We start from the raw sequence: 26,485 nt of genomic DNA on the forward strand, positions 1-26,485 counted from the left end.
AGGCGTTACAGCAGGGGGATTCGCATGGGGGTACGAACACGCATCGCCGCGGTCGCGGCACTCGCTCTGACCGCCACGGTCCTGGTCGCGGGCCAGGCCGAGGCCGGGGGCAACCACTCGAGTTTGAAGCCGGTGGCAACGGGTCTGGACGGGCCGCGCGGCGTCTCGACGTACAAGGACAAGGTCATCTACAGCGTCACCGACGGCTCGGTGTACGCGACCGACGGCCACAAGACCTGGAAGCTCGGCCAGGTCCCGGGAGGATTCGCACCGGCGATCGACACGAACAAATGGGGTACAACGTACGCCCTGACCGGCGGTGGCGGTCCGGAAGGCGACACCCCGCCAGGCGGCGCCACCCTGTTCCGGCTGCGTCCGGGCAAGTCGCCGGTCCCGGTCGCGGACATCGGCAAGTACCAGTCGCACGACCCGGATCCGTACAACCTGGCCGACCCGCCGACCGAGTCGAACCCGTTCGGTGTCGCGGCGCTACGGGACGGCACCGTGCTGGTGGCGGATGCCGCCGGCAACGACCTGCTCCGGGTCTGGCCGAACGGCAAGATCCAGACCGTTGCCCGGTTGAAGCCGCGCGTGGTGAAGACGCCGGCCGGCCTCGGACCGGAGGCCCCGCCGGCCGGGACGATGATCCCCGCCGAAGCCGTCGCCACCTCGGTGACGGTCGGTTCGGACGGCTACTGGTACGTCGGTGAACTCCGCGGCTTCCCGGCGACACCGGGAACGTCGGAGATCTGGCGGATCAAGCCAGGCTCCGTGGGAGCGGTATGTGATCCGGTCAAGCCGAACAAGGGCAATTGCAAGCGGTACGCCGACGGCTACACGTCGATCGTCGACCTGGCCGGCGGCCCGCACGGCAAGCTGGCCGTGGTCCAGCTGGCCCGGGAGAGCTGGCTCAAGTTCGAGATGGGCGGCTCGACCATCGGCTCGCTGTACCTGCAGTACCCGGGCAAGGGACATCGGGCTGGGTACAAACGAGAACTGGTCCGCGGTCAGCTGAACCTGCCGGGAGGCACAGCTTTCAACCGGTGGGGCCAGTTGTTCGTCGCCGGACCGGTCTTCGGCCCCGGCGCGGTCTACCGAGTGAAGTACTGAGTGAAGTACTGAGTGAAGTACTGAGTGAAGTACTGAGTGAAGTGATCTGCTGAGTGACGCGCGGGGCGCCCGTCAGGTGGCGGGTGCCCCGCGTTGGCCCGAACGGCGGCCTTGTCGATCAGGTCAGGAGCCGATCGAGGCCCAGAAGGCGCATTGGTGTTCCTGGGCCAGGTCGGCCGAGGTGATTCTCGCAGGGGCGAGCGACTGGACGTGGTCCTTGTTCTGGAACGGCTGCCAGCGTGGCTGACCCGGACCGTTCGGGTTCCCGGTGCGTGCGAACTGGGTCCAGTAGCTCATCATCGTCGCGGAGAGTTCTTTCTGCCCGGGAGTGCTCGGGCCCGGGAGTTGCTCGTCGGCGAAGAGGTACTGCAGTTCGGCGCCGTGGTACGCGCCGGTCGGGAAGTTGGGCTTCGGAAGCGTGGTGAACCACGGAGCGGTCTCGTCGGCGAACTCGTACGCGAACAGCGGTGTCTGCGCGGCGATTGCGCGGTCTCGGTCGAGGACCGGGCAGCCCCACGCCCAGTCCGTGACCACGGCCGACAAAGCCTCGCCGGCCGAATGGAACTGTTCGACGGGATAGCGGGCCAGGACCCGTTCGGCGTCCGACTGCCCGAACAGCGTGTGGACTTCTTCTCTGTAACTGGCCGGGGTGGTCACCTGATCGGTTGCTGTTTCGATCGCGGCGGTGAACAGGCGGTGTTCGTCCCGCGTGGTGCCCTGGATGATCGGCACGTGGTTGAAGCGACCGGTTGCGAAGGCGCGGTCCGGGCTGAGAGGCAGCACTCCACCACCAACGGTCGGGCCTGATCCCACTCCGTCGTCGGACCACTTGGTGAGCTCCTCCGGCAGCTTGTCTCGCAAACAGGCCGCAGCGGCCGCCGGGTCGGCGCAGCCGATCTCGGCCGCGACCTCGAGGCCGTGCTGCTCGCGCTCGGAGCGGGGTAGCGGAAACCAGGTCGGCGGTCCGGGCGACCACTTCCGCCCGGTGCACTGGGCGCTCTGCAGGATCGCCTTCTGGAACAGTCCTGCGGATCCTGGCGCGACCAGGTGGGAACAGACGCTGGTGCCGCCGGCGGATTCACCGAAGATCGTGACATTGCCCGGATCGCCGCCGAATGCCGCCGCGTTGCGCCGGACCCACCGCAATGCGGCCTGCTGGTCCTCGAGGCCGAAGTTCCCCGAGAGTTGCCGAGCTCCGCCGTGGTCGAGCGCCGGATGGGCAAGGAAGCCGAAGATGCCCAGCCGGTAGTTGGGGCTGACCACGACGACCTGGCCGCTGTTCGCCAACTGCTGTGCGTCGTACAGGCTGCCGGCTCCGTTGATGAAGCCGTTGCCGTGGATCCACACCATCACCGGCAGCTTGTGTGCGCCGCTGTCGCGGGGCGTGGTGACGTTGAGGTAGAGGCAGTCCTCGGTCGTGCTGGCCTCGTCGATCAGCCCTCCGGCCTGGGCGCAGCGATTCCCGGGCTTGGTCGCGTCCCGGATGCCACGCCATGACGCGGCCCGTTGCGGCGATGCCCAGCGGAGTCGGCCGGTCGGCGGTGCGGCGTACGGAATTCCTTGGAAACGCCGGGCCTGCGGGGTGAGCGTGCCGCGTACTGCCCCGGCGTCCGTCGAAACCACGGCGTCTGCGGGAGTTTCCGGCGTACCACGGCTGTTCGTCGCGGCTTGGGCCGCACCTCCACAGGCCGCGGCCGAGCTCGCGAGAAGCGCCGCGGTCAGCAATGCTCCGAGCCGGCGAGAAAGGCCGGACCGCGGTCGTCGCCGAGCCGGTCCGTCGTGGTGATCCTGCTGTCCCATGGGCACGCTCGCATCCTCAGGTGTATTTGTGTGTGGGTCACACTAATATAAAGTGTAAGGTACACACGAAGTCAAACACCGCGTTTTGCCAGGCGTGAGGAGCCGACCTGATGCCGTTGACCGACGATGCGCACCTGCCGCCGGGGCTGGTGCTGGCGTGGGGTCTGCCCGCCAAGTCGAAGAACAAGCTCGGCCGGAAGCCGACGCAGAGCGTCGAGCAGATCGTCGACGCAGCCCTCGAGCTGGCCGATGCCGAGGGGTTCGCCGCGTTGTCGATGCCCAAGATCGCCCAGCGGCTGGGGCTGACCGCCAACGCGATCTACAGGTACGTCAGCTCGCGCGACGAGCTGCTGGTCCTGCTCGGTGACGCAGCCTGGGGTCCGGCGCCGGACGGGGTCGTCGGCGCACGGGACTGGCGAGCCGGGGCGACCGCCTGGACACAGGCGATGGTCGATCGGTGCGACATCCACCCATGGCTCTGCGATCTGCCGATCCGCGGAGCGCCGATGACGCCGAACCTGCTCGGCTGGGCAGAGGCGATCCTGAAGGTGCTGACCGGTGCCGGGCTCAGTCCCGCCGAAAGCCTGTCGTGCGCGTTGCTGCTGGACGGTTATGCCAGGCGGATCGCCAGTGCGCGGCGCGATGTGCGGGACAGCAGCGCGAGCACCGTCGAGCCGGCAGCGGTGGCACAGTTCCTGGAACCTCGGCTGCACGAGCTCGGATACTCGGTCCTGGCCGCTCTGATGGCCGGCGACCAGTACACCGACGAGATCCGCGACGCCGACGTGACCTTCGGGCTCGACCGAATCCTGGACGGCATCGACGTACTGATCACACAGCGGCCGCCGGGCGTTCGTCAGGTGGCGGGGGTGCCGCGTTCGCCGTAGACGGCTGTGACGAGGGCGATCAGTAGCCCGGCAAGGAACATGTGGACCAGGACGACACCCCACGGCAGGCCGGTGAAGTACTGCGTGAAGCCGACGGCGCCCTGCAGGAGTTCGACGGCGAGCAGCCAGGCGGCGAGCTTGCGGAGCGTGCGTGAGGTCGCTGTCACGCGGGTCGCGATCACCAGCGCGATCGAGATTCCGAGCAGGCCGAACACCACATCCGAGTGCAGCTGACTGACCAGCTCGGGGTCGAACCCGTTGCGGCCGGTCTCCGGATCACCCGAGTGCGGCCCGGCCCCGGTCACAATGGTGCCGAGGGCAACGGTCAGCCAGACCGCCACCACCGAGGCGGTGGCGAGCGCGCGGACCACCGGGGGAGTGTGCGGGTACGGGCTGGTGCGCGAGCGGCGCATCATCGAGACCGTCAGCGTGATGATGATCGGCGAGACCAGGAAGTGCGCCGAGACGATCCAGGGGTTCAGGCCGGTGAGGACGCTGATGCCGCCGATCACCCCTTGCAACGGGACCCCGAGCGCGGCCGCGGTCGCCAGCCGGCGCAGGTCCCGCCGGATCGGGCGGTAGCGCATGACGACCAGCCAGGTGAGGATCGCGACGATCGCGACGACGAACCCGAGCATCCGGTTGGTGAACTCGATCGCGCCGTGGATGCCGAGGGCGGCGTGCGGGACGTACGAGTCGTCGGTGCAGGACGGCCACGTCGGGCAGCCGAGCCCCGAGCCGGTCAGCCGGACCAGTCCGCCGGTGACCACGATGCCGATGTTCACGACCACCGACGCCCAGCCCCAGCGCCGGACGGCGTCCAGGCTCGGCTCGGGAACCAGTCGCCAGAATCCGCTGACTGGCTCAGTCTCTTGGGGCGGGGTCTCGGTCGTCATCACCGGCACACTCTAAAGGTCAGTCCCAGCGGAAGGTGCGGGACACCAGGTACCCCAGCACCCCCGCCCAGAGTGCCAGTGAGAGCGCCGCCGCCCACGGAATCACCCCTTCGACCGTGGAATTCGCGATCCCGTTGGCGAGCGCGGCGCTCGGCAGCAGTCGTACGACGCCTTGCATACCGGCCGGGTACTCGTCGACGGGCGTCATGATCGCGCCGCCCACGAGCAGCAGCAGGTACAGCAGGTTCGCCGCGGCCAGCGTTGCCTCGGCCCGCAGTACGCCGGCCATCAGCAGACCCAGTGACGCGAAGGCCGCCGTACCGCACAGAACCGTGAGGGCGACGCCGAAGACGGCCTCGAACCCGCCGATCGGCTTCCACCCGAGCGCGAACCCGGTGCCGGTCAGAACGATCAGCTGGATGACCTCGACGATCAGGACCGCACCGATCTTGCCCGCGAGCAGCCCGGTGCGGGACAGCGGTGAGGCGCCGAGGCGCTTGATGACGCCGTAGCGGCGCTCGAAGCCGGTCGCGATCGCCAGCGAGGTGAACGACGAGGACAGGATGGCGAGTGCGAGCACCCGGGGGACCGCCTCGTCGATCGGCCGGCCGCTGCCGAGCGGCAGCCGCTCGCCGAGGCCGGTCCCGCCGAGGAGGAGCAGCAGGCCGAGCGGAATGACCAGGGCGAGCAGCAGTTGCTCGCCGTTGCGGACGAGCAGCTTGAACTCCATCCGGGTGTGCGCGAGCACCTTCCGCGGCCAGGGCGCGCTGCCCGGCCGTGGGGCGTACGTCGCGGCGCTGCTCATGGTGTCTCCCGCTTCGGCGCGGTCAGTTCGAGGAACACGTCCTCGAGGGACTTGGTGTGGTGGTCGGTGAGGGAGTCTGGGGTGCCGGAGGCGATCACCTTGCCGGCCGACACCACGTGCACCTGGTCGGACAGCTGCTCGGCCTCGTCCATCGCGTGCGTCGTCAGCACGACCGTCACGCCGTCGTCGCGCAGGTCGCGGATCAGCTGCCAGATCTCGCGGCGGCCGTGCGGGTCCAGGCCGGTGGTCGGCTCGTCCAGGAACGCGATCTCCGGCCGTCCCACGATCGCCAGCGCGAACGACAACCGCTGCTTCTGCCCGCCCGAGAGCCGGCGGTACGGCGTCCGCCCGCAACTGCCCAGGTCGAGGCGCTCCACCAGGGCGGGCACGTCGAGCGGGTGGGTGTGCAGCGTGGCGACGTACTTCAGCATCTCGACCGCGCGGACACCCGACCAGGCGCCGCCCTCCTGGAGCATCACGCCGATCTTCGGCATCAGCTCGTCGTGGTCGGCGAGCGGGTCCAGGCCGAGGACCCGGACAGTGCCCGAGTCCGGGCGCCGGAAGCCCTCACAGGTCTCCACGGTCGTGGTCTTGCCGGCGCCGTTCGGGCCGAGCACGGCCGTCACCGTGCCGGCGGATACGGTGAGACCGAGACCGTCGACCGCGGTCTTCTCGCCGCACCGCACGACGAGGTTGTCGATCTCCACCGCGACTGGCACAAACGCAGCATAGAGAACGGCCCGGAGTGACCTCGCTCACGGTCGGGTCCCGGGTTCCGCGTGAGCGCCCGAACCGGTAAGGCGACCCTTATTTGAAGGGCCCGCGGAATTACGCGACACTGATGTTGTGAAAACTCCTGCGACCGACCGAGCCGTGCCTCACGGCGCTGCCGGCGCGCGGGACGAGTCCACCAGGGACAGGGTCGCACGCTCGATCCTGACCAACGGCCCGTCCAGCGCCGCGGTGCTGGCGGAACGGCTGGAACTCACCCCGGCGGCGGTTCGCCGGCACCTGGACCACCTGCTCGACGAGGGCCTGGTGGAATCGCGCGAGGAGCGCGTCTACGGCCCCCGCGGCCGCGGCCGCCCGGCGAAGGTGTTCGTGCTGACCGACTCCGGCCGGCACGCCTTCCACCAGGCGTACGACGACCTCGCGGCGACCGCGATGCGGTTCATCGCCGAGGCAGGCGGTGACGACGCCGTGGCGGAGTTCGCCCGGCGCCGGGTCTCCGAGGTGGAGGAGCGCTACCGGGAACTGCTCGCGCAGGCTCCCGAGAGCAAGAAGGCGGAGGTGCTCGCCCAGGCCCTGACGGCCGACGGCTACGCCGCCTCCACGGCAGAGGCGGGCCACGGCGCCCAGCTCTGCCAGCACCACTGCCCGGTCGCGCACGTGGCCGCGCAGTTCCCCCAGTTGTGCGAGGCCGAGACCGAGGTGTTCTCGAGACTCCTCGGCAAGCACGTGCAGCGACTGGCCACCATCGCCCACGGCGACGGTGTCTGTACGACGCATATCCCGGGCGCCAGCCCGGTTCCCCCTGTATCCGACGGCGAAGCTGCGAGGACTACACGATGACGCAAACCGCTCACCCCGAACTGGAAGGCCTCGGCAACTACCAGTACGGCTGGGCCGACTCCGACGCCGCCGGTGCGGTCGCCCAGCGCGGCCTCAGCACCGACGTGGTGCGGGGCATCTCCGCGCTGAAGAACGAGCCGGAGTGGATGCTCGACCTGCGCCTGAAGGGCCTGAAGCTCTTCGACCGCAAGCCGATGCCGTCGTGGGGCGCCGACCTGTCGGGGATCGACTTCGACAACATCAAGTACTTCGTCCGGTCGACCGAGAAGCAGGCCACCTCCTGGGAGGACCTGCCGCCGGACATCAAGAACACCTACGACAAGCTCGGTATCCCGGAGGCGGAGAAGCAGCGCCTGGTCGCCGGCGTCGCCGCGCAGTACGAGTCCGAGGTCGTCTACCACCAGATCCGCGAGGACCTGGAGGCCCAGGGCGTCATCTTCCTGGACACCGACACCGGCCTGAAGGAGCACCCGGAGCTCTTCAAGGAGTACTTCGGCTCCGTCATCCCGGTCGGCGACAACAAGTTCGCCTCGCTGAACACCGCGGTCTGGTCCGGCGGCTCGTTCATCTACGTCCCCAAGGGCGTCAAGGTGGACATCCCGCTGCAGGCGTACTTCCGGATCAACACCGAGAACATGGGCCAGTTCGAGCGGACCCTGATCATCGTCGACGAGGACGCCTACGTGCACTACGTCGAGGGCTGCACGGCGCCGATCTACAAGTCCGACTCGCTGCACTCCGCAGTCGTCGAGATCATCGTGAAGAAGGGCGCCCGCTGCCGCTACACGACGATCCAGAACTGGTCGAACAACGTCTACAACCTGGTCACCAAGCGCGCCACCTGCGAAGAGGGCGCGACCATGGAGTGGATCGACGGCAACATCGGCTCCAAGGTGACGATGAAGTACCCGGCCGTGTACCTGATGGGCGAGCACGCCAAGGGCGAGACCCTGTCGGTCGCGTTCGCGGGCGAGGGCCAGCACCAGGACGCCGGCTCCAAGATGGTGCACAACGCGCCGTACACCTCCAGCTCGATCGTGTCGAAGTCGGTGGCCCGCGGCGGCGGCCGGACGTCGTACCGCGGTCTGGTCGAGGTGGCGCCGGGCTCGCACCACAGCAAGTCCACGGTGCGCTGTGACGCGCTGCTGGTCGACACCATCAGCCGTTCGGACACCTACCCGTACGTCGACGTCCGCGAGGACGACGTGGCGATGGGGCACGAGGCGACCGTGTCCAAGGTCAGCGACGACCAGCTCTTCTACCTGATGAGCCGGGGCATGGCCGAGGACGAGGCGATGGCGATGATCGTCCGCGGCTTCATCGAGCCGATCGCCCGCGAGCTCCCGATGGAGTACGCGCTGGAACTCAACCGGCTCATCGAGCTGCAGATGGAAGGGGCCGTCGGCTGATGTCCGCCGCTGAAACGCTGGTTGCCACTGGCAACCGGGCACACTCCCACGGGCCGGGGTCCCCGGTCCCGCTCCAGGCGCGCAGTGAGCGGCCGAGGTCGTACGACGTGGCCGACTTCGCGGTGCCGAACGGGCGCGAGGAGGAGTGGCGCTTCACCCCGGTCAAGCAGCTCAAGGCCCTGTTCGACGACGCGGCCGGCACCGAGACCCCGAAGATCGACGCTTCCGGTCCGGAGGGCGTCGTCTTCGAGACCGTCGCGGCGGACTCGCTGAAGGTCGGCAAGCCGCAGGACCGGTCCGCGGCCGTCGCCTGGAACCACGCGGGCGACGCGTTCGCGGTCCGGATCCCGGTCGAGGCCGAGCTGACCGAGCCGGTGCACGTGAACGTCGCGAGCCTCGGTGCCCGCGGCTTCAGCCATCTGATCGTCGAGGCCGGCCGGCACAGCCGCGCGATCGTGATCATCGATCACACCGGCGCGGGCGAGCTGGGCACCAACGTCGAGATCGTCACCGGCGACGGCTCCGAGCTCCGCGTGGTCAGCATCCAGCAGGGTGACCACGAGTCCATCCACCTCGCCCAGCACGACGCGCTGGTCGGGCGGGACGCGAAACTCCACCACGTGGTCGTGACCCTCGGCGGCAAGATCGTCCGGGTCGCCACCAACGTCCGGTACGCCGGGCCCGGCGGCGACGCGGAACTCCTCGGGGTGTACTTCGCCGAAGGCGGTCAGCACCACGAGAACCGGCTCTTCGTCGACCACGAGGCCACCAACTGCAAGAGCAACGTGCTGTACAAGGGCGCGCTGGCCGGTGACCACGCCCGCTCGGTGTGGATCGGCGACGTGCTGATCCGGGCCGCGGCCGAGGGCACCGACACCTTCGAGCTGAACAGGAACCTGGTGCTCACCGACGGCGCCCGCGCCGACTCGGTGCCGAACCTGGAGATCGAGACCGGCGAGATCGAGGGCGCCGGCCACGCGTCCGCGACCGGCCGCTTCGACGACGAGCAGCTGTTCTACCTGCAGGCCCGCGGTATCCCCGAGGACGCGGCCCGGCGGCTGGTGGTGTCCGGCTTCTTCAACGACATCATCGGCAAGATCGGCGTACCCGAGGTCACCGAGCACCTGCACGACGTGATCGAGCAGAAGCTGGCGCGGGCCGCGGAGTTGAGCGCATCGGCCAAGGCGGTCGTCGGGCAGTGAGCGACACGTTCGAGCGCGCCTGCGCCGCCGCCGACGTCCCCGACGAGGGTGTGATCCCGGTCGAGGTCGGCGGTGTCGAGGTCGCGGTCGTGAAGAGCGAAGGACAGTACTTCGCGGTGCGGGACGAGTGCTCGCACGCGCAGATCCAGCTGTCCGAGGGCGACGTCGGCGAGTGCGAGATCGAGTGCTGGCTGCACGGGTCCCGCTTCGACCTGCGCACCGGCGAGCCGACCAGCCTGCCGGCCTACGACCCGGTGCCGATCTACCCGGTCCGCCTCGACGGCGACGACGTACTCGTCGACGTGAAGAACCCCTTGAACCAAGCATCCCTGTAAACGACGGAGATAGAAGAAACCTCATGGCGACACTCGAGATCCGCGACCTGCACGTGTCGGTCGACACCGAGAACGGCCCGAAGGAGATCCTGCGCGGCGTCGACCTGACCATCGCCGGCGGTCAGACGCACGCGATCATGGGCCCGAACGGCTCCGGCAAGTCGACGCTGGCGTACTCGATCGCCGGGCACCCGAAGTACAACATCACCAGCGGCACGGTGACCCTGGACGGCGAGGACGTGCTGGACATGGCCGTCGACGAGCGCGCCCGGGCCGGCCTGTTCCTGGCGATGCAGTACCCGGTCGAGGTGCCGGGGGTGTCGGTGGCGAACTTCCTGCGTACGGCGAAGACCGCGATCGACGGCGAGGCGCCGAAGCTGCGCACCTGGGTCAAGGACGTGAACAAGGCGCTGTCCGACCTGGACATGGACCCCACCTTCGGTCAGCGCAACGTCAACGAGGGCTTCTCCGGCGGTGAGAAGAAGCGCCACGAGATCGTCCAGCTGGAGCTGCTGAACCCGAAGATCGCGATCCTCGACGAGACCGACTCCGGCCTCGACATCGACGCGCTGAAGATCGTCTCCGAGGGCGTCAACCGGTTCGCGTCCCAGGGTGACAAGGGCGTTCTGCTGATCACCCACTACACGCGGATCCTGCGCTACATCAAGCCGGACTTCGTGCACGTCTTCGTCGACGGCCGCGTCGCCGAGGAGGGCGGCCCGGAGCTGGCCGAGGAGCTGGAAGCCAACGGCTACGAGCGCTTCCTGAAGGCGAGCACGAAGGCATGACCATCACCCGGACCTTCAGCAGCCCGCTGGACCTGCAGTCGGTCCGGGCGGACTTCCCGATCCTGTCGCGTGAACTCGCGGGCGGGTTCCCGCTGGTCTACCTGGACTCGGCGAACTCCTCGCAGAAGCCGCGCCAGGTCGTGCAGGCGATCGAGGACCACTACCTCCAGCACAACGCGAACGTCGCGCGGGCCATGCATCAGCTCGGTGCCGAGGCCACGGCGGCGTACGAGGGCGGCCGGGACAAGGTGGCCGCGTTCATCGGCGCCCCGAACCGGGACGAGATCGTCTTCACCAAGAACGCCTCCGAGGCGCTCAACCTGGCCGCGCACACGCTCGGCGCCGCGCTGAAGCCGGGCGATGTCGTGGTGGTCTCCGAGATGGAGCACCACAGCAACATCGTCCCGTGGCAGCTGGCGTGCGAGCGGACCGGCGCGACGCTCAAGTGGTTCGGTGTGACCGAGGACGGGCGGCTGGACCTCAGCAACATCGAGGAGCTGCTGACCGAGAACACCAAGGTCGTCGCCCTCACCTGGGTGTCGAACGCGCTCGGCACGATCAACCCGATCACCGAGATCGCGACCAAGGCGCACGCGGTCGGCGCGACCGTGGTGGTGGACGCGTCGCAGGCGGTCCCGCAGTTCCCGGTCGACGTGTCCACGCTCGGCGCGGACATCCTGGTCTTCACCGGTCACAAGGTCGTCGGCCCGACGGGTATCGGCGTGCTCTGGGGCCGGTACGAGCTGCTCGCCGAGCTGCCGCCGTTCCTCGGCGGCGGCGAGATGATCGAGGTCGTCCGGATGACCGGCTCGACGTACGCGCCGCCGCCGGCCCGGTTCGAGGCCGGTACGCCGCCGATCGCGCAGGCGGTCGGGCTCGGTGCGGCCGTCGACTACCTGTCGGGGATCGGGATGGACAAGATCGCCGCGCACGAGCACGCGATCGTCGAGTACGCGCTCGAGGGGCTGAAGACGGTTCCCGGCCTGACGCTGCTCGGTCCGACCGACGCGACGGACCACGGCGGCGCGATCAGCTTCGCGCTCGACGGCGTACACCCGCACGACGTGTCGACCGTGCTGGACACCCGGGGGATCGCGGTCCGGGCCGGGCACCACTGCGCGCGGCCGGTGCACGAGCGGTTCGGAATGCAATCGTCGACCAGAGCGTCTTTCTACCTGTACACGACTCCCGAGGAGATCGACGCGCTCGTCGACGGGCTCGGGTTCGTCCGATCGTTCTTCAAGGTGGACTGATATGCAGCTCGACAGCCTCTACCAGGAGATCATCCTGGATCACTACCGGACCCCGCATCACGCGGGTCTCGCGGACCCGTACGACGTGGAGGTGCACCACGTGAACCCGTCCTGCGGGGACGAGGTGACGCTCCGGGTCGAGCTCGACGGCGACACCGTGAAGGGCGTCACGCACGACAGCGTCGGCTGCTCGATCAGCCAGGCGGCCACCTCGGTGATGTCGGACCTGGTGATCGGCAAGCCGGTGTCCGAGGGCATGGCGACGTACGAGAAGTTCCTCGAGCTGATGCAGGGCCGGGGGAATGTCGAACCGGACGAAGAGGTTCTGGAGGACGGCGTCGCGTTCGCGGGCGTCGCGCAGTTCCCCGCGCGGGTGAAGTGCGCACTGCTGGGCTGGTCGGCGTGGCGGGATGCCACGGCGCAGGCGCTGGCAACTCAGGGCGCAGCCAACGAAGGAGTGAAGAATGCCTGACCAGACCGACGAGAAGATCGAGCTGCCCGAGGTCGACCTCGAGGCTGCTCAGGCGGGCACGACGCCGCCCAAGGTCGAGGACGTCAACGAGGCTCTCAAGGACGTCGTCGACCCCGAGCTCGGCATCAACGTTGTCGACCTGGGCCTGATCTACGGGATCACCGTCGACGACACCAGTACGGCGATCATCGACATGACGCTGACGTCCGCGGCCTGCCCGTTGACCGACGTGATCGAGGATCAGACCCGGATGGCGCTCGACGGCCTCGTGAACGACTTCCGGATCAACTGGGTCTGGATGCCGCCGTGGGGCCCGGAGAAGATCACCGACGACGGCCGCGACCAGCTGCGCGCGCTGGGTTTCAACGTCTGAGTGTTTCCGCAGTGGGAGAGCCCGGGTCAGGTGGCCCGGGCTCTTCGCATGTGCTCAGAACGGTGGCGGTCCGACGATCTGGATGGCGCCGGTCTGCTCGGCAGCTTCCCGGATCCGGTCGAAGTCGACCGGGATCGGCCGGCTCCCCTCCGGAGCGGGTTCGCTGGCGAGCCGGTAGAACGCCTCGTCTGTGCCGGGTGTCTGGATCGTCAGGATCCTGGTCGTCGGGGAGACGACCTTGAAGGCGTGCGGTATGCCGCGGGGAACCACCGCGACCCCACCGGCCGAGAGGCCGCGCTTCTTTCCGTCGAGGTCCAGCAGGATCTCTCCGTCGAGCAGGTAGAACGTCTCGTCCGACGCGGGGTGGATGTGCAGCGGCGTCACTTTGCCCTGCTCGCCGACGAACTCGATCAGCAGGAACGCACCTCCGGTTTCCGCCGAGGTCGCCAGCCAGGTCTGCAGACCGCCGCCGCTGAACCACCGCCGTTCGCCCTCGCCGTGATCGCGGACCGTCGCAGCCAGTGTGGTCATGTCGAATACCCCTCCCATTCGTGGGACTCGAGTCCCATTACGAAAGTAAGGTACCGTGTATGCCATGTCAACGGCGTACGAGCAGTCCGGACGGACCCGGCAGAAGCAGCGCACGCGCAACGACCTGATCGCCGCCGCTCGTGAGCTGATCACCGAGGGCGGGTCGGCCCCGACGGTCGAGGAGGCCGCTGCGGCTGCGTCGATCTCGCGGACGACGGCGTACCGGTACTTCCGCAGTCAGGCGGAGCTGCTCGCCGCCGCCCACCCAGAGGTCGAGCTCACCACCTTGCTGCCGGCCGACAGCGGCGACGATCCCGAGACGCGGCTGCTCACGGTGGTGGCAGCGTTCATCGAGAGTCTGCTGAAGTTCGAGCCGCAGCAGCGCACGATGCTCCGTCTGTCGCTCGAGCCGTCGACGCAGCCGGATCAGCTGCCGCTACGGCAGGGGCGCGGGATCGGCTGGTTCGAGGATGCGCTCTCGCCCGCCCGGGACAGGTTGTCGGAGGCCGCCGTCCACCGGCTCGCCATCGCCGTGCGCAGCTCTGTCGGCATCGAGGCGCTGGTCTGGCTCGTCGACGTCGCCGGACTGAGCCGCGACGAGGCTGCGGACGTGATGCTGTCGTCCGCGCGCGCGATCGTGCGTGCCGCGTTGTCCGAGGGAGCTGAAGCATGACGCGCACCGTTCATGTCGCGCCGGAGCGGTTGGACAGGTGGCTGACCGGCTTCGGCGAACGGCACGGTGAGGTCGTGTACGACGTGACGCCGACGAGCGTCACGTTGTCGGCCGAGGACGGCGAGTCCGCTGTCGTCACAGTGCCTTTCGAGCCCCTCGCGGAGTTGTCCCGCGCAGGGCTCGTCGCGCATGTGCTCACCGAGCGACGGCTCGGCGTACTGCTCGTCCGGCGCGGTGGTTACGGCGCGGGCGTGTTTGCCGGCGGCAAGCTTGTCGACTCGAAGGTCGGGTCGCGGCACGTGCAGGGGACGACCAAGGCGGGTGGCTGGTCGCAGCAGCGGTACGCGCGCCGGCGGGACAACCAGGCGCGCGAGGCGTTCGCGGCGGCCACCGAGGTCGCGGTGCGGATCCTGGCGCCGGCGAAGCTCGACGTACTGGTGTGCGGGGGAGACCGGCGGGCCGTCGACACGGTCCTCGACGATCCGCGGCTGAAGGAGCTGGCCGCGTTGGTGCGGCCGCCGTTCCTCGGCGTACCGGATCCGAAGCAGAAGGTTCTCGAGCAGGCCGGTGCCGACGCCCGGGCGATCCGGATCGACGTGGACCAGCGCGTGCCTTAAGGCCTGTCCTAGGCCGGCCCGTGCAGCGCGCGGAAGTCGGCCAGCGTGCCGGTGTAGTACTCCAGGTCGTCCTCCAGCCGGGCGCGGCTGACCAGATACGGGTCGCGTGCCTTGGCGTCGGCGCCGAAGCTGGTCCAGATCTCCGAATCGGGGACCGTGTCGCCGCCGTTGTCACCTTCCGGCAGGGACTTCATCGCCTCCCGGATCGCCTCGGCGGCGAGTTCCCAGCCGAGCTCGACGTAGTACCGCTCCTGGCCCGGTTGGCCGTCGTACGCCAGGTCGGCCGCGATCGTCCGGTCGGCGTACAGGTGCGCGACGACCGCCCACTCCGCCGCGTCGACGAGCTGCGACTTGCCCAGTCCCCAGTGGGCGCCGAGCCGGGTGGACGAGCGCTGGGACGAGTACGGGATGGTGATCTCGCCGATCGGCGACAGGTAGGTCCAGGCGTCCGGGCCCTCGATGATGTTCTCGCCAAGCTCGAAGTCCGGAGCCGGGACCGAGGTCAGGCCCGGTTCCGGCCCGGCCTGCGCGGTTTCCAGCGCGACGTAGATCTCGGCCTCCGCCAGGGTCCTTGCGATCGGCATCGGTTAGCTCGCTCCTGTCTCGCTGATTTCACCGGCCAGTTCGGCGTACACGTCACGAGTCACGAGTAACCGGTCCAGCCGGAAGCGCCCGGGCTCGGCGGCGTGTACCGCCTGTCCTTGCGGTGTCCAGAACTCGTCGTCCGGTACGGCGTCCGCGCCGGCCGGGACGAACTTGATCACCTCGAGGACGGCGGCCTGCGCGATGGCCAGCACCCTACCGGCCTCGACGGGATCCGTGGGGACGGCCGCCGCGGCGGTGTCGGCGACGTCCATCCACTGGCCGGCGTCGAGGATCTCGGACGGCTCCGGACCGCCGAACGTCGGCCAGCCGCGCACCGGTGTCTCGTGCGCCGGCAGCCCGAACAGGTACTCGCGTTCCGCGGAACAGCCCGGGCAGATCGCGGCGTAGCTGGACGCCAGGTCACCGTCGACCTGGACCAGGGCCTGTTCCCAGGGCGCGTCGACCGACCCGCAGTCCGGACACGGATGCAGCTCCAGGTACAGCTGCGCCTCGTCCCAGGTCCGCGCCACGGCGAATGCCATCAAGCCCCTCTCGTCCACCACGTTCTCGAGTTTCCATGATCGGCTCACGACCCGGACAGCGACGGCCCGTGGCCGGTTGGTGCAATCGTCCGTCCGGCAGCGCCGCCCGGCGAGGTGCGCGCTCCTTGGTTGGAGGCGGTCGGCAGGGTCCGCGCGGCCGTCGTGTAGTCGAGTGCCTTGAGCACGTCCCGCGGCACGTTCGCCTTCTCCAGCTCGCCGGCCACCTTCGCGCTGAAGCTGCCGTCCGGGGACGACGTGTTGTACAGCTCCCGCAGGTCGACCCGGCCCTCGGCCATCAATGCCAGGTTCGGGTGCAGGGTGGCGAACGCCGACGCGAAACCGCCGTCACGGTCGCCGAGGAAAAGTGCCGGGGTGTTCCGTTGCGGGTCGGCGGGGACGGCCTTGTACTTGCGCTCGGTGCCGTCGGCCCCCCGGACCAGTAGCACCACCGCCTTCTTCAAGGATCTCGCACGCTCGATCGCCTTGAGGAGCGGGCGGTACGGCTGGTACACCGCGCCGTCCTTGCCTTGCCCGTACTCGGTCTCGGTCAGGTCCGGCGGTCCGAAGTCCGCCGGCTGCGCGTCGAGCCGCGCGTTCGCCAGTACGGCGTCCAGCGACGCGCCGGTCTCCATCTGCCGGAGTCCTTCGAGGTACTGGTGCCGGAGCATCCGGACGTACATCTCGCCGCGGGCCAGGTCCGGCAGGTTGACGGACTTCTTCACGACCGGCTCGCCGCGGCCGTTGTCGGTGGTCGTCCGGACCGTGGCGTCGTACACCACCGGGATCCGGACCGTGACCATCTGACCCTCGACGAACCGGCTGGTCTCCAGCCGGGTGCCGTTGGCGTCGGACGACTGCTCCTTGACCTGTTCGCCGATCGAGCCGCTGACGAAGACCAGCCCGCCGTCGACGCCGCCGGACGCGGTGACCGGGGTCAGGTGGTTGCTGCTGCGGGAGGAGCGGTACACCTCCTCCCGGCGCCAGACCCGGCCGGCCTGGCCCTCGAGCGACGGTCCGTGAAGTTCCCAGCCCAGCGCGGTCGCGTTGATCGCGACGCTCACCGTCGTCCGCCCGTTGCCCGGCCGCGCCATCGGCTGGAGCGCGATGCCCTCGCCGAGCAACCGGCCGGCCTTGGCCTTCAGCGCGCTCGGCTTGAGGTTCGACCTGATCAGATGCCGGTACTCCGCCGTACCCCGCCGGCCGAGGACGCCGGGCTGCTCGAGATGGGCGGTCAGGTTCTCGGCCAGTTCGTTGCGCCGTCCGGCGCCCTTCGCGTGCAGCGCCGCACGGATCGGGACAGCGCCCTCCGGGAGCCGGATCGGGCGGTGCTCGGCACGTTCCTCCAGCTCCGGCTGTGTCTCGATCCGCGGGCCGTCCATCAGGTCACCGCGGGGGATCCATTGGACGATGTCCGCGCGGAGCTCGCGAGGTTCGGACACGCTGGTGACGTCGGCCGGGTCGATCCGACCGAGCTTCCAGCGGGCACTGGCCATCGCGGCCGCACCGGCGTTCCGGACCCGGACGACCCGGGTCGTGAACACCATCTTCTGGTGCGTCTTGACCGGGTCGAAATGGCCCAGCCGGTCGATCGTGATGTTGTGCTCGCCGCTCCCGCCCGTCTGGGAGTTGGTCAGGTCCGTGGCCACCCCGCCGGAACCGTCTCCGAGAGCGGTGGGGCCTTTGCCGTCGACACCCGCGGAGACGGTCACGTTGTGGCCGGCCGACCGATCGAGCACCTTGAAGTCGTAGTTCTGGTCGATGCTGCCGGCCTCCTCCTTCGGGATCTCGGGCTCGCCTTCGGGAGTGGTCGGGACGTCTTCGATGGTGCGCTCGCCCTCGTACCGGGCGTGCACCTGGACGAACAGGACGTCGGGGCGTGCCTGTCCCTGGATCGGCACCTCGATCGGAACCTCGAAGCCGTCCGCGCCGAGCATGTCCTCGAGATGGCCGTGGAAGTTCCCGGGCTTCAGGTCGACGTCCAAGGCGCCCTGGAGCACGCGGCTGGCGTCCCGCAGACCTGGTGCGAGCTCGTCCACCTGCGGCTCGACGAGGGTCCGCAGGTCGACCTGGTTCGTGGTGCCTTCGACGGTGAGCGACTCGATCTTGGCCGCACCCTGGCTCTCGTCGTACGCCGCGGACGTGCTCATGACGCGGCGCCGGGCGGCCATCGCCTCGACGCCCTTGGCGGTCCCGTCGAGCTCCGCCTCGGCGGTCGTCGCCGCAGCGGGGCGGAACCGGGTGTTCGCCTGCAGCTTCGCCGCCAGACTCTCGGCCGTGTGCTCGGCGGCCAGACCGGTGGTGACGCCGGCCTTCTCCCGCTGGTAGCGGCGCAGGAATCCGGCCGCGACGCGGTGACTGATCGGCAGCCTGTCGTTCAGGTACCGCTCGGCGGCGTCGGACACCGCCCAGAGCGGCAGATCGAGCTTCTCGGAGGCATACAGATCCAGCGCTCGCCGCTCGGCCATCGCCTTCTGGGCCAGTGCGTCCGGCAGCGCGACGGACTTGATCACCTGACCGTTGTGGATGATGTCCGCGGTCATCTTGTGGCGCTCGATGAACTCGTGGTGCGTGCCCGGGTTGACCAGCAGCCGCTCGTCGCCGGAGGTCTCGCTGGTCGTGGTGGACTGCGACCGCCCGCCGACGCGGCCGACCGACAGGTTCCCGGAGCGGGCGGAGCCGTCGGCCTCGACCAGTCCGCCCCCGGCCTCCCCGGTGACGCCGCCGGACGCCGACGTACCGGACGTGGAGCCGACGTCGGTCATCGTGAAGTTGATGTCGACGGAGTTCTCCTGGCTCATCGCGACATGCGTGAGGCTGACCGCCTCGCCGCGGATCACGATCTCGTACTCCTGCGGCAGGATCGTCCCGTCCGCGAGCGCGTGCGCCGGGCTGCCCGGGGCCTGGACCACCATGAACGGCAGCCGGTAGCTGCCGTTCATCCAGTCGCGGTTCGCGATCAGGCTGGTCGGCGACAGCGCCTCGTGCAGCGCGGGCAGCGCGGTGGAGTCGGACCGGATGGCGGGGATCTCCTGGCACAGCACGTCGGCCGGGTTACCGGCATCGATCGCGACCGGGAACGCGTGCTCGACGGCCTGGTGGTGCGGCGGCTTCGGGTTCTTCTCGTACACCGGAGTGTCGGCACGGGTCATCGAGCTGTCGTACGCGATCTCGATGCTGCCCTTGACGTCGGCGATCGGTTCGGCGTCGCCGTCGTCGGTGATCTCGGCGAACCTGATGTCGACCTGCTCCTCGACCAGGTCGGTGGGTTCGGTGCTCTCGTTGATCGTGACCGGCTGGACACGTCGCCCGGCCGTCCAGCTGAACGCCCGGCCGAGCGCGTTCCGGCTGAACTTCACGCCGACCTTGGCCATCCAGCCGCGGATGCCTTCGGCCGGGCCGTGGGAGCCGCCGGCCCCGGCGGACAGCGGCACCGAGCGGGACCGGCCGGACGTCCGGCCGGTCGCCTGCGAGGAGATGGCGAGCATGACGGCGTTCTCGTTCGTGCGCGTCCCGAGGCCTTTGACCTTGAACTGCTTGGTCGCCTCGTCGTACTCCTGCGTGACCGTCAACCGGAACGGCCGCCAGCGCGGCGTACCGAGGGCGCCCTGGTCCTCGAGCATCACGATCAGACCGCCCTGGCAGGCCTGGTTGATCCCGGCCTCGATCCGCGGCGCGCTGAGATGCTGGACGACGCGCTCGTAGTTGGCCAGCTGCATCGCCGTCGCCGGCTCGCCGGCCCGGGGGACCAGGCCCATCGTGCTCAGCTGCGTCAGCGCTTGGTTCCGGGCCCGCTCGGCGCCCTTGAGATTTTGCGCCAGGCCCTTGCCCACGCCACGCAACTGGTTCTCGCCACGGCCCATCCACGGTGGCGCTGTCTGCGGGCCGGTCGGCGGCTCGGCGTCGCCCCGCAGCAGCACGTGTCCCTGCTTGTCCACCTTGACGGTGCCGTCGTCTTCCCGCAGTACGGCGTCCTTGTCCGCCTGGCCGCCCGCGCGCAGCAGGTCGTTCTCCGCGACCCGCAGGAGCGCATTGCACTTGCCGGTCTCGACGATCGGTGCGGCCTTGGGATCGCCGACCTTGCGGAGTGTGGCGCGCACCCTGAGACCGACCAGCACGCCCTGCGTCGGCCCCTGGTTGCGATGGATGGCCGGGGTGATCGTGGTCATGCTGACGCTCTGGCCGCCCGACCGGGACACGTTACGTCCTGCTGACGCGTTCGGTGACAGGTTCACGCCGGAACCGCCGACGTTGTTGAGCGCGGTCGCCGCGGCCACCGGGCTCACGTGGGAGGGCTTGCCCGGGAACGAGACCGACCCCGTGCCGGTGACCGAGGCCGTGTAGGTCTGGCTCGCGTTGACGCCCGCGAAGTCGACCAGGACCTCTTCCTGCCACATCTCCGAGCTGGACTCACCGACGAGCCGGGCGTCGGCCCAGATCGGCTCGACCTCCCAGGTGAGGTCGTACTCCGTCTCGCCGCCGGTGGGGATCCGCCGGGTGACGCCGCCGGGCTGACTGAATTCGCGCAGCAGGCGGTACGAGTCGTTGACCATCAGGCCGGCGATGTGGTTGTACGAGACCCGGTCCAGGTCGCCGTACTGCTGCTGTGCCCTGCGGACCAGGCGATCGGTGACGTCGTGCAGTCCGGTGATGCTGGTGACCGTGTGCCGCGGGAACTCGCCGGTGACCTCTTGCCCGTGGCCGATCTCTGCCAGCGAGACGGTCTCGGCCGGCGGCTTCACCGTGTACGCGCTGGAGACCCAGGTCTGCCGGCGGCCGGCGTCGACCGTCTCGACCGCCGACCAGGGCTCGGTGGGGGAGGCCCGCACCTCGATCTGCCACTTGCCGGACCACTCGTAGAGGATCGACTCACCACGGTTGGCGTCGACCCAGCCGGACTGGTAGTGGGCCGTCGCCCCGCTGCTCTCGGCGAGTGAGCGGCCGCGCGCCACCTCGACCTTCGGCGAGACGAGCTGCGCGGCGGCGTGGACCGGCGTACCGGGTGCGGCGAGCGCCATCAGCGCCCCGATGTTCACGCCGAGGTTGACGTTCGTCGAGTGGGTGCCGGTCGTGCCGACGCTCGTGCCGCCCTCGCCGAGCGAGCCCGACATCTGCTCGGCCATCCTGAAGTCGATGTCGTCGCGCTCGGTGATGTCGTCCGGGATCAGTCGCAGCCGCACCTGACGCACCGACGACACGTCCGTCGTGGCGTCGGTGTCGACGTTGAACACCATGCCGTCGCTGGACAGCAGCCGCCGGTACTGAGCCGCGGGGTCCGGGAGCGGACCGCGGATCGACAGCTGTTCGTTGAACTTCGCAGCCAGAACCCGGTTGATGTCGGCGACCGGCAGGTTGAGCTGGTCGCCTTCCGGCACACCGGTCATCAGCAGATCCTTGACCGGCATCGCCTGGCCGAGGCTGCGTTCGTAGACCGCTACCTGCTGCTTCGCGGCAGCGGCCAGATCGGCGATCCGGCTCGGCGAGCCGTCCGCGTCGATCTCGGCGAGGAGCGTCTGGTATCCGGCCAGGGTCTGCCGAGCGTCGGCGGCGGCCTGCTCGTAGGCACCGGCGATCTCGCTGTGCCGACCGGCCTTGTTCCGCGCGGTCTTCGCCACGACGCGCAGCTTGCGCGCGCGCTCGGGGGCGCCGCGGTCGCGTTGCCGGTCCTCGGCGCCGGCGTCATCGTCGGCCTGCTCGGCCTCGTCGATTGCGTCCTGGGAGCTGTTCCGCTTGTTCGACGCCTTCTGGTCGAGGTCCGTGACCGCGGCCTGGAGGGTCTCGATCTGGGTGACGACCTGACCGCGCAGGTGAGCAGGCGTGTGCCGGGCGGGCTGCGCCGCGGCCTCGGCGCGCACGGCGGCCCGGCCTGTGGCGGTCGCCTCGGGGGTTGCGACTGCTCCGGCGGTCCACGGGAGTGCGGGCTCGGAACCGCCGTGCCGGCGAATGGTCCGGGCCAGGCCTTCCAGGTCGCGCTCGAGCTCGGCGAGGCTGCGCGGCCCGCTCGGGTGCCCGTTCGCGAGCGTCTCGGCGCGCGCCTCGTGCCAGTCCACGAGCAGGCTCTGGAAGGCGGCGTGGTCCGCGTGCAGCCGCCGGTCGCGGCGGTCGTGGCTGAACACGGACCTCAACTTGCCGAGGACACCGCGGGGCCGACCGGCTTCCGCGGCGGCGATCTCCTGCGACATCAGCGTCAGCTGGTGCGTCCAGACATAGCGGACCTGCTCGTCGCTGAGTCCGGGCGGAATCCGCAGTACGTGCGGGTCGTTCGCCGTACCGGACCGGATGATGCCCTGCCCCAGCGCGCCCAGGGTGGTGTCGCCGATCTCGACGCGGAGCTGCTGCGGTACGGCGGAGCCCGTGATCCGCAAGTGGGCCTGGCGCGCGTCGGGGTCGACGTCCGGCCGGTCGGTCACCGCGGCCGTCAGGGCCTGGCGATCCATCGCGGCGAGCAGATTCAGCGCGTGCAGATCGGTCAGCGTGCTCTGCGAGGCCGGACGCGTGCCGACCGTCAGGCCGGTGCCGCGGATCTGTGAGGTCCAGACGCGACGACCTTCCGCTCTGCGGTGCCTGCTGCCGACTTGTGCGCGGTGGCGGCCACGCCGCGGTGCGGGCGGCGTGCCCACGCCCAGAAGCTCGGCGTCGCGGTTGATCGCGGCCGAGGCGGACACGAGCGCCGACGTCGCGAGGGCGTTTTGCGGCGTTGTCAGTCGGCTGAGGCGGGCGGCCGCGTCGGGGTCGTCCGGCGCCGCGCCGCTGAGGGCGACCCGGAGCATCGCCTCGGCCTCGGTACGACGGGACTGATCCAGCCCCGGCACCCGGAGGTACCGGTCGAGGGCGTCGACCGCGCCGCGCGCGGGCAACTCACCGCGGGCGCGGCCCACTTCGGTCCCGATCACGCTGACGGCCTCCGCCAGCAGACGGTCGTCGCCGACCCGGTCCGCGGCCCGGCGGGCGAGGAACTCCTCGATCGCCTGCATCACGCGCGCCGCGAGCATGTCGTCGCTCGTGGTCAGCCGGACCCGGCCGTCACGCAGCGGCACCGCCGAGGGGTGCAGGATCCCGAGTGCGTTTCCGGCCGCCCAGCGCGCGCGAGCCGTCGGATCCGTGGCGGACAACGTCGGTGTAGTCAGCCGAATCACCCCTCCCGTTAAGTGCCCGGGTGATCACCAGTTGTCACCCGGACCCTCTGGTCCGGAATTTAGCAAACAATCGGTTACTTGCCAGCAACTCGATTCACCCGAACCGTTAACGATTTACGCCCGGCGGCCCACCTAGGATCAAGTCCATGTGGGAGAAGTTCGGTGACTCCGAGTGGAACATCCCCCAGGCGCGGAGCACGGTCGCCCAGTTGCGGCACCACGCCGGGGACGGCCGCGAGTACGACGGCATCGAACTGTTCCTCGCGCTCTGCGAGTACCTCGACCTGCTGCACGGCAAGCACGGGTTCGACTACTTCTTCACCGGCGCCGAGCAGGCAGCGCTGGCCGCCGCGGTCCAGGAGGCGCGCGGCCCGCAGATCGAGCCGGACCCGCGGTCGGAGCGACTCGTGCAGCCGGTCAACGCCGCCGTCTCGCTGGTCGAAGGGCGGGACCTCGTGACCTGGCTGGAGGGGCAGCCCGACTGGCAGCGGCAGATCGGCCTGTGCCTGCGTGCGATGTATGCCTATCTAGACCAGTTGTACGGCGGGCCGGGCACGTTCAACCAACTCCTCAAGCCTGCTGAGCTGGAGCGGGTCGCGGCGCGGTAACGGGAGTGGCCTCCTGGCGTGGATGGCACCTCGCTGCCATTACGGTATGCGGGTGAGTCTCTCGTCCTCCACGCGTAACTCGTCCCAAGGCGCCCGGGCAGCGGGCCGATCGACGGGTGGCGGTTCGACCCGCCTCCCGAGCGGCCGGGAACGCCGTCCTGCCCTGGCCGCGCTCGCGGTCATCCTGATCCTGCTCGGCGCCGCCGGCTCGGCGCTGATCGCGCTGAACAGCGGCAACCGCTCCGACTTCGTGGCGATCTCGGTCGACGCGCTGCCACCGGGCAGCAAGCTCGAAGCCAAGGACCTCTCCCGGGGTGACCTGGCCGGTGCCACCGGCGGCCTGATTCCGTGGTCGGAAGCGGAGAAGTACATCGGCCGCTACACGAAGACCTGGCTGTACAAGGACCAGTTCGTCACGCCGGAGAACCTCACCAAGAAGGACGAGCAGCCGATCCCGGCCGGCGGCGCCCTGGTCGGTGTCAGCCTGGAGGCCGGGCGCGCGCCGTCGGACGGGCTCGAGGTCGGCGACATCGTCAAGGTCATCCGCGTGCCGTCCGCCAACGCGGAGGGCGCCGCGGTGCCGTTGGTCAGCGCTGCTGAGGTGACGTCGACCGCCGGTGCGATCACCGACAGCAAGACGAGCTCGAACAGCACACTCAACGTCACGATCCTGATCCCGGCCGACGACATCACCACGGTTGCGGCAGCGGCCGCGTCCAAGACCCTGGTGCTGGTGAAGCTCGCGCCGGGCACCAAGCCGGACGTCGCACGCAACGGGGCCAACTGATGGCACTGGTGGCGCTGGCGAGCGCGAAGGGCTCGCCCGGGGTGACCACGGCAAGTCTGGTCATCGGTGCGCTCTGGCCGCGGCAGGTGCTGCTGGCCGAGTGCGACCCCGCCGGCAGTGACGTGGCGATCCGGATGACCGGACCGGGTGGAGCCGGCCTCAACTCCGATCGCGGCCTGGTCAGTCTCGCGGCCGCGAGCCGGAAGGGGCTGGGCGACGAGGTCATCCTCGCGCACAGCCAGCAGCTCGACGGTGGTCTCGACGTACTGCTCGGTGTGCGCTCGCCGGAGCAGGTCGGTGGCATGGGCGGTCTGTGGCACCCGCTCGGCATCTCGTTCAACCAGATGCAGCACGGCGACGTACTGGCCGACTGCGGGCGGATCGGTGCGTCGTCGCCGCAGCTGCCGGTCATCCAGTCCGCACGTCTCGTCGTGCTGGTTTGTACGGCGACAGGCTCCTCGGTCGCGCACTTGCGGGAGCGGTTGTCGACGCTCGTGCACCACGTCGACGCACAGCTCGGCGTGGTCGTCGTGGCCGACCCGAAGCAGCGGGACGGCGTGAAGCAGGTCTGGTCCGTGCTGGACGCCATGTCGCTGCCGGTGCGGCACCGTTGGCACCTCGCGTACGACCCGGCCGGTGCGGCGTTCTTCGACGGGCGTGGCCACGGCCGGCTCGACAAGACCCAGCTGATCCGGTCCGCGAGCGCCATCACCGCGGAGATGGCGGCACTGGTCGCCGCTCCGCCGCCGCAGGACTTCGACATGGCCAACGCGGCCTTCCCGCCTGGTGATTATCGATGAGCGCAGACCAGGAACTCGTCCGGAAGCTGCGGGTGCAGGTCGCCGAGCGGCTGAACGAGCAGCGGCGTCGCGACCAGGTGAACGGCGTACCTCCGATGAGCGCGGAGGACGAGCGGGAGTACGCGCGGTCGCTGATCGTGCAGGTGCTCGAGGACCACGCGCGGTACGAGCTGGCCGAGGGCCGGACGCCGCCGACGCCGGACGACGACGCGCAGATCGCCGGCGCCATCCACTCTGCGCTGTTCGGGGTCGGCCGGCTGCAGCCGCTGATCGACGACCCCGAGGTCGAGAACATCGACATCAACGGCTGCGACCAGGTCTTCGTGCAGTACGGCGACGGCCGCGAGGAGACCCCGGGGCCGGTCGCCGAGAGCGACGAGGAACTGGTCGAGCTGATCCAGGTGCTGGCGGCGCACGCCGGCCTGACCAGCCGCCCGTTCGACTCGGCGAACCCGCAGCTCGACCTGCGACTGCCCGACGGGTCCCGGCTGTCCGCGGTGATGGGCGTGACGTCGCGTCCCGCGGTGTCGATCCGGCGGGCCCGCCTCGGCAAGGTGTTCCTCAAGGACCTGGTGGCCAACGGAACCATCTCCGACGACGTCGGCTCGTTCCTGCGGGCCGCGGTGGCCGCGCGGAAGAACATCATGATCGCCGGCGCCACGAACTCCGGGAAGACGACGCTGCTGCGGGCACTGGCCAACGAGATCCAGCCGCACGAGCGCCTGATCACGGTCGAGCGCTCGCTCGAGCTCGGCCTCGGCGAGTTCAAGGACCTGCACCCGAACGTGGTCGCGTTCGAGGAACGGCTGCCGAACTCCGAAGGCGTCGGCGAGGTCAGCATGGCCGACCTGGTCCGGCGTTCGCTGCGGATGAACCCGAGCCGGGTCATCGTCGGTGAGGTGCTCGGCGACGAGATCGTCACGATGCTGAACGCGATGAGCCAGGGGAACGACGGCTCGCTGTCCACGATCCACTCGAACAGCTCGATGGAGGTGTTCAACCGGATCAGCACGTATGCGATCCAGGCCCGCGAGCGGTTGCCGATGGACGCCACCCAGATGCTGATCGCCGGCGCGCTGGACTTCGTCGTGTTCGTCCGCAAGCACAACGACTACTCCCGCGGCGGCGGCCTCACCCGGTACGTCGAGAGCATCCGGGAGGTCACCGGGTGGGACGGCCGAGTGCTGTCCGGCGAGGTGTTCGCACCGGGACCGGACGGCCACGCCGCAGCGCACGCACCGATCGCGTGCATGGACGAGCTCGAGCACTTCGGGTACCAGCCGCTCGTGCACGGAACGTGGGCGTGA

At 69.6% G+C, this 26,485-nt stretch carries 24 protein-coding genes; 16 read left to right on the top strand and 8 right to left on the bottom strand.

The features are described from left to right. The first annotated feature begins 24 nt into the window (after positions 1-24). Positions 25-1,110, top strand: coding sequence for a ScyD/ScyE family protein (locus EV647_RS31800; protein WP_134009569.1), 1,086 nt, complete (start codon positions 25-27; stop codon positions 1,108-1,110). Between the two features lie 123 nt (positions 1,111-1,233). Here the strand turns inward: EV647_RS31800 and EV647_RS31805 are convergent, their stop codons facing one another. Next, on the bottom strand, positions 1,234-2,910 hold the full coding sequence (locus EV647_RS31805; protein WP_134010347.1) for a carboxylesterase/lipase family protein: 1,677 nt from the start codon (positions 2,908-2,910) through the stop codon (positions 1,234-1,236). Between the two features lie 110 nt (positions 2,911-3,020). Here EV647_RS31805 and EV647_RS31810 point away from each other — a divergent pair, with 110 nt between their 5' ends. Beyond that, positions 3,021-3,797, top strand: a complete 777-nt coding sequence (locus EV647_RS31810) for a TetR/AcrR family transcriptional regulator (RefSeq protein ID WP_134009571.1) — start codon at positions 3,021-3,023, stop codon at positions 3,795-3,797. Here EV647_RS31810 and EV647_RS31815 read toward each other — a convergent pair. The 3 genes from EV647_RS31815 to EV647_RS31825 are packed head-to-tail and all read right to left on the bottom strand — an operon-like array spanning position 3,767 to position 6,217. Further along, the gene (locus EV647_RS31815) at positions 3,767-4,693 is read right to left on the bottom strand and encodes a heme A synthase (protein WP_134010349.1); all 927 of its coding nucleotides are present in this window, start codon (positions 4,691-4,693) and stop codon (positions 3,767-3,769) included. The genes EV647_RS31810 and EV647_RS31815 overlap by 31 nt on opposite strands. Positions 4,694-4,712: 19 nt before the next feature. Next, on the bottom strand, positions 4,713-5,498 hold the full coding sequence (locus tag EV647_RS31820; RefSeq protein ID WP_134009573.1) for an ABC transporter permease: 786 nt from the start codon (positions 5,496-5,498) through the stop codon (positions 4,713-4,715). Next, positions 5,495-6,217 (bottom strand): ABC transporter ATP-binding protein, encoded by a 723-nt coding sequence (locus EV647_RS31825; protein ID WP_238177493.1) that lies wholly within the window; start codon positions 6,215-6,217, stop codon positions 5,495-5,497. The genes EV647_RS31820 and EV647_RS31825 overlap by 4 nt, the downstream gene beginning before the upstream one ends. A 127-nt stretch (positions 6,218-6,344) precedes the next feature. On the opposite strand from EV647_RS31825, the gene EV647_RS31830 reads away from it, so the two are divergent. The 8 genes from EV647_RS31830 to EV647_RS31865 are packed head-to-tail and all read left to right on the top strand — an operon-like array spanning position 6,345 to position 12,902. Then, positions 6,345-7,070, top strand: coding sequence for a helix-turn-helix transcriptional regulator (locus tag EV647_RS31830; protein ID WP_370344346.1), 726 nt, complete (start codon positions 6,345-6,347; stop codon positions 7,068-7,070). Then, complete coding sequence (gene sufB, locus EV647_RS31835; protein WP_133788289.1) at positions 7,067-8,479, top strand: Fe-S cluster assembly protein SufB; 1,413 nt, start codon at positions 7,067-7,069, stop codon at positions 8,477-8,479. The genes EV647_RS31830 and sufB overlap by 4 nt, the downstream gene beginning before the upstream one ends. Then, positions 8,479-9,681 (top strand): Fe-S cluster assembly protein SufD, encoded by a 1,203-nt coding sequence (sufD, locus tag EV647_RS31840; protein ID WP_134009575.1) that lies wholly within the window; start codon positions 8,479-8,481, stop codon positions 9,679-9,681. The genes sufB and sufD overlap by 1 nt, the downstream gene beginning before the upstream one ends. Then, positions 9,678-10,016: a non-heme iron oxygenase ferredoxin subunit gene (locus EV647_RS31845; RefSeq protein ID WP_131340840.1), complete on the top strand. Its 339-nt coding sequence runs from the start codon at positions 9,678-9,680 to the stop codon at positions 10,014-10,016. The genes sufD and EV647_RS31845 overlap by 4 nt, the downstream gene beginning before the upstream one ends. Before the next feature lie 23 nt (positions 10,017-10,039). Continuing rightward, positions 10,040-10,804: a Fe-S cluster assembly ATPase SufC gene (gene sufC / locus EV647_RS31850; protein WP_133788291.1), complete on the top strand. Its 765-nt coding sequence runs from the start codon at positions 10,040-10,042 to the stop codon at positions 10,802-10,804. Continuing rightward, entirely contained in the window at positions 10,801-12,057 is a 1,257-nt protein-coding gene (locus tag EV647_RS31855; RefSeq protein WP_134009577.1) for a cysteine desulfurase, read from the top strand. The genes sufC and EV647_RS31855 overlap by 4 nt, the downstream gene beginning before the upstream one ends. Position 12,058: 1 nt before the next feature. Beyond that, entirely contained in the window at positions 12,059-12,529 is a 471-nt protein-coding gene (gene sufU / locus EV647_RS31860; RefSeq protein WP_134009579.1) for a Fe-S cluster assembly sulfur transfer protein SufU, read from the top strand. Next, positions 12,522-12,902, top strand: a complete 381-nt coding sequence (locus EV647_RS31865) for a metal-sulfur cluster assembly factor (protein ID WP_130386126.1) — start codon at positions 12,522-12,524, stop codon at positions 12,900-12,902. The genes sufU and EV647_RS31865 overlap by 8 nt, the downstream gene beginning before the upstream one ends. A gap of 54 nt (positions 12,903-12,956) precedes the next feature. Here the strand turns inward: EV647_RS31865 and EV647_RS31870 are convergent, their stop codons facing one another. Next, positions 12,957-13,433 (bottom strand): quercetin 2,3-dioxygenase, encoded by a 477-nt coding sequence (locus EV647_RS31870; RefSeq protein ID WP_134009581.1) that lies wholly within the window; start codon positions 13,431-13,433, stop codon positions 12,957-12,959. Between the two features lie 64 nt (positions 13,434-13,497). Here EV647_RS31870 and EV647_RS31875 point away from each other — a divergent pair, with 64 nt between their 5' ends. Together EV647_RS31875 and EV647_RS31880 are read left to right on the top strand one after the other, a co-directional pair. After that, on the top strand, positions 13,498-14,106 hold the full coding sequence (locus tag EV647_RS31875) for a TetR/AcrR family transcriptional regulator (RefSeq protein WP_134009583.1): 609 nt from the start codon (positions 13,498-13,500) through the stop codon (positions 14,104-14,106). Then, positions 14,103-14,723: an acVLRF1 family peptidyl-tRNA hydrolase gene (locus tag EV647_RS31880; RefSeq protein ID WP_134009585.1), complete on the top strand. Its 621-nt coding sequence runs from the start codon at positions 14,103-14,105 to the stop codon at positions 14,721-14,723. The genes EV647_RS31875 and EV647_RS31880 overlap by 4 nt, the downstream gene beginning before the upstream one ends. An 8-nt stretch (positions 14,724-14,731) precedes the next feature. On the opposite strand, the gene EV647_RS31885 is transcribed toward EV647_RS31880, so the two are convergent. Genes EV647_RS31885 through EV647_RS31895 form a run of 3 tightly spaced genes read right to left on the bottom strand, consistent with a single transcriptional unit; the run spans position 14,732 to position 22,983 of the window. Further along, positions 14,732-15,307 (bottom strand): hypothetical protein, encoded by a 576-nt coding sequence (locus EV647_RS31885; protein ID WP_134009587.1) that lies wholly within the window; start codon positions 15,305-15,307, stop codon positions 14,732-14,734. 3 nt (positions 15,308-15,310) lie between these two features. Continuing rightward, entirely contained in the window at positions 15,311-15,850 is a 540-nt protein-coding gene (locus EV647_RS31890) for a hypothetical protein (protein WP_134009589.1), read from the bottom strand. A gap of 44 nt (positions 15,851-15,894) precedes the next feature. Then, on the bottom strand, positions 15,895-22,983 hold the full coding sequence (locus EV647_RS31895; protein WP_134009591.1) for a hypothetical protein: 7,089 nt from the start codon (positions 22,981-22,983) through the stop codon (positions 15,895-15,897). Positions 22,984-23,129: 146 nt separating this feature from the next. Here EV647_RS31895 and EV647_RS31900 point away from each other — a divergent pair, with 146 nt between their 5' ends. From EV647_RS31900 to EV647_RS31915, 4 genes are read left to right on the top strand one after another with little or no spacing between them, the layout of a single operon-like run. Continuing rightward, positions 23,130-23,591 carry a hypothetical protein gene (locus tag EV647_RS31900; protein WP_134009594.1) on the top strand — a complete coding sequence of 154 codons (462 nt, stop codon included), beginning with the start codon at positions 23,130-23,132 and terminating at the stop codon, positions 23,589-23,591. A gap of 52 nt (positions 23,592-23,643) precedes the next feature. Continuing rightward, on the top strand, positions 23,644-24,378 hold the full coding sequence (locus tag EV647_RS31905) for a hypothetical protein (RefSeq protein ID WP_134009596.1): 735 nt from the start codon (positions 23,644-23,646) through the stop codon (positions 24,376-24,378). Then, a complete protein-coding gene (locus tag EV647_RS31910) occupies positions 24,378-25,178 on the top strand; it encodes a hypothetical protein (RefSeq protein ID WP_134009598.1) in 801 nt (266 codons plus the stop codon). The genes EV647_RS31905 and EV647_RS31910 overlap by 1 nt, the downstream gene beginning before the upstream one ends. After that, positions 25,175-26,485, top strand: a complete 1,311-nt coding sequence (locus tag EV647_RS31915) for a CpaF family protein (protein WP_134009600.1) — start codon at positions 25,175-25,177, stop codon at positions 26,483-26,485. Before EV647_RS31910 ends, EV647_RS31915 begins: the two co-directional genes overlap by 4 nt.

The organism is Kribbella sp. VKM Ac-2566, assembly GCF_004366005.1.
GTDB classification, from domain to species: domain Bacteria; phylum Actinomycetota; class Actinomycetes; order Propionibacteriales; family Kribbellaceae; genus Kribbella; species Kribbella pratensis.

Excerpts from the sequence above, each read along its gene's own strand:
- EV647_RS31875 (WP_134009583.1), top strand. The coding sequence starts at position 13,498 with ATGTCAACGGCGTACGAGCAGTCCGGACGGACCCGGCAGAAGCAGCGC.
- EV647_RS31910 (WP_134009598.1), top strand. The coding sequence starts at position 24,378 with ATGGCACTGGTGGCGCTGGCGAGCGCGAAGGGCTCGCCCGGGGTGACC.
- EV647_RS31800 (WP_134009569.1), top strand. The coding sequence starts at position 25 with ATGGGGGTACGAACACGCATCGCCGCGGTCGCGGCACTCGCTCTGACC.
- EV647_RS31805 (WP_134010347.1), bottom strand. The coding sequence starts at position 2,910 with ATGGGACAGCAGGATCACCACGACGGACCGGCTCGGCGACGACCGCGG.
- EV647_RS31810 (WP_134009571.1), top strand. The coding sequence starts at position 3,021 with ATGCCGTTGACCGACGATGCGCACCTGCCGCCGGGGCTGGTGCTGGCG.
- sufU (WP_134009579.1), top strand. The coding sequence starts at position 12,059 with ATGCAGCTCGACAGCCTCTACCAGGAGATCATCCTGGATCACTACCGG.
- EV647_RS31865 (WP_130386126.1), top strand. The coding sequence starts at position 12,522 with ATGCCTGACCAGACCGACGAGAAGATCGAGCTGCCCGAGGTCGACCTC.
- EV647_RS31855 (WP_134009577.1), top strand. The coding sequence starts at position 10,801 with ATGACCATCACCCGGACCTTCAGCAGCCCGCTGGACCTGCAGTCGGTC.
- EV647_RS31915 (WP_134009600.1), top strand. The coding sequence starts at position 25,175 with ATGAGCGCAGACCAGGAACTCGTCCGGAAGCTGCGGGTGCAGGTCGCC.
- EV647_RS31890 (WP_134009589.1), bottom strand. The coding sequence starts at position 15,850 with ATGGCATTCGCCGTGGCGCGGACCTGGGACGAGGCGCAGCTGTACCTG.
- EV647_RS31815 (WP_134010349.1), bottom strand. The coding sequence starts at position 4,693 with ATGACGACCGAGACCCCGCCCCAAGAGACTGAGCCAGTCAGCGGATTC.
- EV647_RS31870 (WP_134009581.1), bottom strand. The coding sequence starts at position 13,433 with ATGACCACACTGGCTGCGACGGTCCGCGATCACGGCGAGGGCGAACGG.
- EV647_RS31900 (WP_134009594.1), top strand. The coding sequence starts at position 23,130 with ATGTGGGAGAAGTTCGGTGACTCCGAGTGGAACATCCCCCAGGCGCGG.
- sufD (WP_134009575.1), top strand. The coding sequence starts at position 8,479 with ATGTCCGCCGCTGAAACGCTGGTTGCCACTGGCAACCGGGCACACTCC.
- EV647_RS31820 (WP_134009573.1), bottom strand. The coding sequence starts at position 5,498 with ATGAGCAGCGCCGCGACGTACGCCCCACGGCCGGGCAGCGCGCCCTGG.
- sufB (WP_133788289.1), top strand. The coding sequence starts at position 7,067 with ATGACGCAAACCGCTCACCCCGAACTGGAAGGCCTCGGCAACTACCAG.
- EV647_RS31880 (WP_134009585.1), top strand. The coding sequence starts at position 14,103 with ATGACGCGCACCGTTCATGTCGCGCCGGAGCGGTTGGACAGGTGGCTG.
- EV647_RS31885 (WP_134009587.1), bottom strand. The coding sequence starts at position 15,307 with ATGCCGATCGCAAGGACCCTGGCGGAGGCCGAGATCTACGTCGCGCTG.
- sufC (WP_133788291.1), top strand. The coding sequence starts at position 10,040 with ATGGCGACACTCGAGATCCGCGACCTGCACGTGTCGGTCGACACCGAG.